This is a genomic window from Bradyrhizobium sp. Ai1a-2, from assembly GCF_000426245.1.
Classification (GTDB): Bacteria; Pseudomonadota; Alphaproteobacteria; order Rhizobiales; family Xanthobacteraceae; genus Bradyrhizobium.
The window spans coordinates 1-5,087 of record NZ_AUEZ01000168.1; the positions used below are offsets into that span (position 1 = coordinate 1).

Annotated in this window: 4 protein-coding genes and 1 pseudogene; 1 reads left to right on the forward strand and 4 read right to left on the reverse strand. The window is 56.5% G+C overall.

The annotated features are described in order from the left end of the window. A pseudogene (locus tag K288_RS48840) lies at positions 1-220 on the reverse strand (IS110 family transposase); the annotation flags it as partial. Positions 221-417: 197 nt separating this feature from the next. Between K288_RS48840 and K288_RS0142275 the strand changes: the two are divergent. Further along, a complete protein-coding gene (locus tag K288_RS0142275) occupies positions 418-1,452 on the forward strand; it encodes an IS110 family transposase (RefSeq protein ID WP_027584744.1) in 1,035 nt (344 codons plus the stop codon). Between the two features lie 269 nt (positions 1,453-1,721). Here K288_RS0142275 and K288_RS51705 read toward each other — a convergent pair whose 3' ends face one another. From K288_RS51705 to nifH, 3 genes are all read right to left on the reverse strand, one after another. Next, positions 1,722-2,396 (reverse strand): 2OG-Fe(II) oxygenase, encoded by a 675-nt coding sequence (locus tag K288_RS51705; RefSeq protein WP_084800118.1) that lies wholly within the window; start codon positions 2,394-2,396, stop codon positions 1,722-1,724. 28 nt (positions 2,397-2,424) lie between these two features. After that, positions 2,425-3,618 (reverse strand): GFA family protein, encoded by a 1,194-nt coding sequence (locus K288_RS48845; RefSeq protein ID WP_043162304.1) that lies wholly within the window; start codon positions 3,616-3,618, stop codon positions 2,425-2,427. A gap of 754 nt (positions 3,619-4,372) precedes the next feature. Further along, the coding region (gene nifH, locus K288_RS0142300; protein ID WP_027584747.1) for a nitrogenase reductase at positions 4,373-5,087 on the reverse strand (715 nt) is incomplete at its 5' end.

Here is a 5,087-nt window from a genome sequence, read left to right on the forward strand (position 1 = left end):
TCGCCGGCAATCCCTCAGTGCGGAGAGAATGATAGAACCATACCGACAGCGGTCCGGTTTCAAAAACCACTCGTTTCACGGCCGGCGCCCGCTTGCGGATGAGTTCGGCGATGATCCTCGGATCTGATGCGCACTTGCCGCGCCAGATCCGTTCACCTGCTCGACGGATCGAGACTGCCGTCTCTTTCATCGACACGTCAAGACCGATATACTCGTCCATGGCTGTTCTCCATTCGATGCTTGGGCCCGGCGACCAGTCGTGAGCCCGTATTTCCATCCTATCGGGGAACAGCCGCCCTCCAAGTCTCTGATTGGTTTTCGGGCAACTCGCTCCTGCGATTACCCCATGTGGACGCCCCGCCGACGGCATCGATGTGCCAAAGTGGAGATGTTGAGCACCACTTAAGGGAGGCGTCCGTGTCAGAGGTTATCATAATCGGTCTGGATATCGCCAAGCACGTTTTTCACGTTCACGGAGCGGATGAGCGAGGTCGAGCGATGTTCAGCAAGCGGATTAGCCGAAGAAAGCTGCTGGATTTCTTTGCAACTCACCCGAGTTGTACGGTTGCGCTGGAGGCATGTGGTGGGGCCCATCACTGGGCCCGCCAGCTCAGCCAGCTTGGCCATGAAGTTCGGCTGATCCCGCCCGCCTATGTAAAACCGTTCGTAAAGCGGCAAAAGAACGACGCGATCGACGCCGAGGCGATTTGCGAAGCAGCGCAGCGGCCGAGCATGCGGTTCGTAGCCGTGAAGAGCGAGCAGCAACAGGCGGCGGGGCTGGTGTTTCGGACCCGTGACCTGTTGGTGCGGCAGCGAACTCAGCTCATCAACGAAGTCCGGGGACACCTCACGGAATATGGTTGGATCGCACCAAAGGGGCCGTCGCATGTGGCGAGGCTTGCCGACCTGATCGAGGAAGAAGAGATGGTCAGTTCGCTTCCCGAAGCCGCCCACGCCATGTTCCGTTTGATGCTGGATCTGCTCGCCGGCCTCAATGGCAGGATCGCGGATCTCGACAAGGAGATCGCGCGGCGTGCTCGCGAGGACGAAGTATCGCGCAGGCTGATGACCATTCCAGGCGTTGGCCCGATCTCCGCTACCGCGATCGCCGCTCTAGCACCACCGGCCGAGACTTTTGCCAAAGGCCGTGACTTCGCGGCCTGGCTCGGTCTGACGCCTCTTCAAAGATCGACGGGCGGCAAGCAGAAGCTCGGCGCGACATCCAAGATGGGCGAACGCACGCTTAGGCGCCTCCTCATCATCGGCAGCAGCGCCGTCGTGCAACAGGCGAGCAAACGCGGCGCGCCAAAGGGTTCCTGGCTCGAACAGATGCTGACTCGCAAGCCGCGCATGCTGGTAACGGTTGCGCTCGCAAACAAGATGGCGCGGATTGTCTGGGCGCTACTCGTAAAGCAGGAAAACTATAGAGCTCCGGTCGCAGCCAGAGCGTAAGCCCAGCGGACCTGAGGTCGTCGGAGATGTAGTCGGTCGAAGGAGGGTATGGCGCAACAGTCGGCGAGACGAGGCCGGAAGAACCAGGTGTACTCATCGTGCCTACAGAGCACGCGTTTATGATTTGGTTCCGGTCTGCGAACTCCCATACGGGCCCGCAGCTCCATCGCTGCATCAGAGGCCGGACAGATGGCAGCATCCGACTACGCGCCAATGCGCTTCAAAAATCGCTTGCATCTCGCGGGGCGTCCACAGATGTGGACACGGCCTTAGCCGATCTCACGAGCCACGGCAGAGTATTCGAATATCCGACGGTTTGCACCACTGTGCTTTGAACAAAAGTAGACTAGTGATCGACGCTCTCCGGCGTGCACTGGCCTTACCTCATGCCAGAAGCTACATGTTGTGATGAGTACGGTCTCCATCTTTGGACAAAATACTTGGGGTTCACCTTCGGATGGATATACGACGAACTCGCCGCCTTCAAAATCTCTCGCGAGCTGAATAATCACAGAATACTCAAAGTCAGGGTCGCTCTCAGCATCCAAATGGATGCCAACAAAGGACCCGGACACCATCCGATGCATTTGGCACCGCCGAATGACGTACTTTGATGACGCTCCGAAGATATTCCTAAGCGCGGCGACCCGTTCTGTCCTTTCAAGTAGTTGGATGATTTGCGCCGAAGCTGTACCACTCGCATTGCTAGGATAATGGCCGGGGGGATCTACCCGTACTCGTTTTACAAAAACGTTGTGAGAATCGTTAGCATCGCCCTTCCGAACCTCTTCTTCAGGAATATCGGACTGCAGCTGATCGATCCTGGCCAACTCATGTTGGGTGAACAGCGTCTCGGGAGCAATGACGACGGTACCTTTATCTCTCAACTCCGCAGCGTATTTCTCGAGGGCATCTTCTGATAGCAAGCCAGCCTCATCGCTCATTGTGTGCGCCTTTCTGATTTGTTCGAACTTAAGCGTGAATATTCTGATCCGCCTCCAACGAGGAAATCGCCTGCTCCCAATTCTTGCCGTCGAAGTCGTCTATTCTTATGCTTTCGATAGTAGTTTCATCTAGGCATCGAATATTTACGCTGAATCCTGAAGGATTCGAGCGTGGCCGATAAAATGGCTTTACACCGCAGACCTGACAAAACGTGTGCCGGGCGATGTTCTTGTTAAACCGATATGTGGTGAGAAATTCTTCGCCGCACTCGATCCTTAGCTTGTCATCGGGAACGAGCATGTGCAAAAATCCGGACATTCGGCAGATTGAGCAATTGCACCTCACTGCAGAAATTTCTGCGGGGGCTCGGACGTGAAACTTGACAGAACCACAGTGACAACGGCCACTGTGTTCAACCTCCGGCCGACCATAACCGTCAAGCGAACCAATTTGGACCAGACTACGGCACCAATCTAGGCTGAGACGATACGCGCGGTCGAACTCATCTAAGAAACGGCTAATGCTCTCGTCAGGGACCAGTTCGCTGATGAGCCGGCTTGTCATCTCTCCGTGATATTTCTCCGCGGGATCCTCGCCGCCCACATGGACCCGGAAATACGCAAGATCGTCAACCGGAGCATCAAAGGTTTCGACAACTGTCGTCCAAAGTGCCTTGATCATTTCCGCAGCATGTAACTCAAACGCAACCATATGCGCGCAGCGAACTAGGGCATCTCTCGACGCCAGCCCATGATATAGCGCACGCAGGTACCGGCGCGTTGTGGTGCTGTAGTTCGGCTCGATCGCTCGGCCAAGTACCCTTGACGCATCCTTTTTAAAAAGCTTTGAGTGGAAGTTTTCCGTGTCCAAAATATTGGGTAGCGCAGCGTTGCCGCCTTGAAGAATTAGTCTATGACCTCCGGTCTCATCCCAGCAGATAAAATTTGCGACGACACTGGTCAGCTCAACGTCTTTAGGAAGGTCTCGATTACGGTCTATGGCATCGAATACGAGATCCTTTTGCGATCCGGCTTGCAGGTGCGGGAATGCTTGTGACATTGCAAAATATTCAGGTAGTAGGCGGGCAACCTGATCTTCGGACATCTCAGCAGCGAACGGATGGGGACCGAATAGAGCGCGGGCTTGGTCAGCCAAGTACTCGCCAATCGGTAGTTCTGAGGCCCGATTCAGTTGAACGGGAGAAGCTTGGAAGAACGTCATGCAATCCTCGGTCGGTTTTCGGGTTACAAGCAAGCCGGCTAATCAAAAGTGAAGACCCTGTATGCGATCGAGCTGACGAGCTTCTGCATCTTCGCCTGCGAGCACCGTCTATGAGCAGCGTAGAAGGTAGTTGACTTGACGTCCATCGATGCTGTGGCGGACGTAATACTGAGTAGCCGATCCCTTAAGATCACGAGCAAACGAGAGCACACGAAAGATCGTTCCATGCAAGACAGACATGAGGTCGTGGCGACGGCTCACGATATGTCGATGCGTTCGGTATCGGCAGCATTCGGGTCGCTTTGTGGTGCATGTCCGTTGTGTTCGCCTCACTAAGGATGCGTGGACTTGCTTGCGCCAAGTGATCCCGGTCGCAGCTTCTTCCACGAAGATCATGATCTTTTTGAACCGTACAATCAGCACGGCACGATCTGTTGATGCGGGCAAGCACGCTTCGCAGAGGCGACCATCGATTCCTCGGAGTTTGAACTTCCGCTCCTGCAGTCCGCTTGCGCGAGAAGAAAGCACCGTCGCATGTCTCCCTAGCATAGGTCGTACCGAGCGAACTTGCCCGTCTGTGTCGCGTCGGTCTTTCGGGCGGTAGTGGCAGGAATGCACTTCGAACATGGCTTGGCGATCATTTTTGCGACGATCAACTATGCAGCGCGCCGCCATTGGCACGTCGCGGGACTTTTGCTGAAGTGCCCGCCTTCCTAAGGTATTTGCCGAGGCTGGCGTCCGTGGGCGTACGGTCTTATGAAACAGCGAGTTCGGCGGCGGTCTTGCCGACGACGGACTCGTCGACCGGCTTCATGATGCCGTGCTCCATCAACATGTCCTCGAGCTCGTCCATCGAGATCGGTGTCGGGATGATGCCCTTGCCGCCATTGTTGTGGATCCTGCTCGCGAGATTGCGATAGTGATCCGCCTGCTGGGACTCCGGCGCATATTCCAGCACCGTCATCCGCCGCAGCTCCGCGTGCTGCACGACATTGTCGCGCGGCACGAAATAGATCAGCTGGGTGCCGAGCTTCTTGGCCAGCGCCTCCGCCAGCTCCAGCTCCTTGTCGGTCTGCCGCTCGTTGCAGATCAGCCCGCCGAGCCGCACGCCGCCGGAGTTGGCATATTTCAAAATGCCCTTGGAGATGTTGTTGGCGGCATACATCGCCATCATCTCACCGGACATCACGATGTAGATCTCCTGCGCTTTGTTCTCGCGGATCGGCATCGCAAAGCCGCCGCAGACGACGTCGCCGAGCACGTCGTAGGAGACGTAGTCGATGTCCTCATAGGCGCCGTTCTCTTCCAGGAAGTTGATCGAGGTGATGACGCCGCGGCCGGCGCACCCCACACCCGGCTCCGGGCCACCCGACTCCACACAGCGGATGTCCTGGTAGCCGATCTTCATCACGTCCTCGATCTCGAGGTCCTCCACGCTACCAGCGTCCGCCGCCAGACTCAGGATCGTA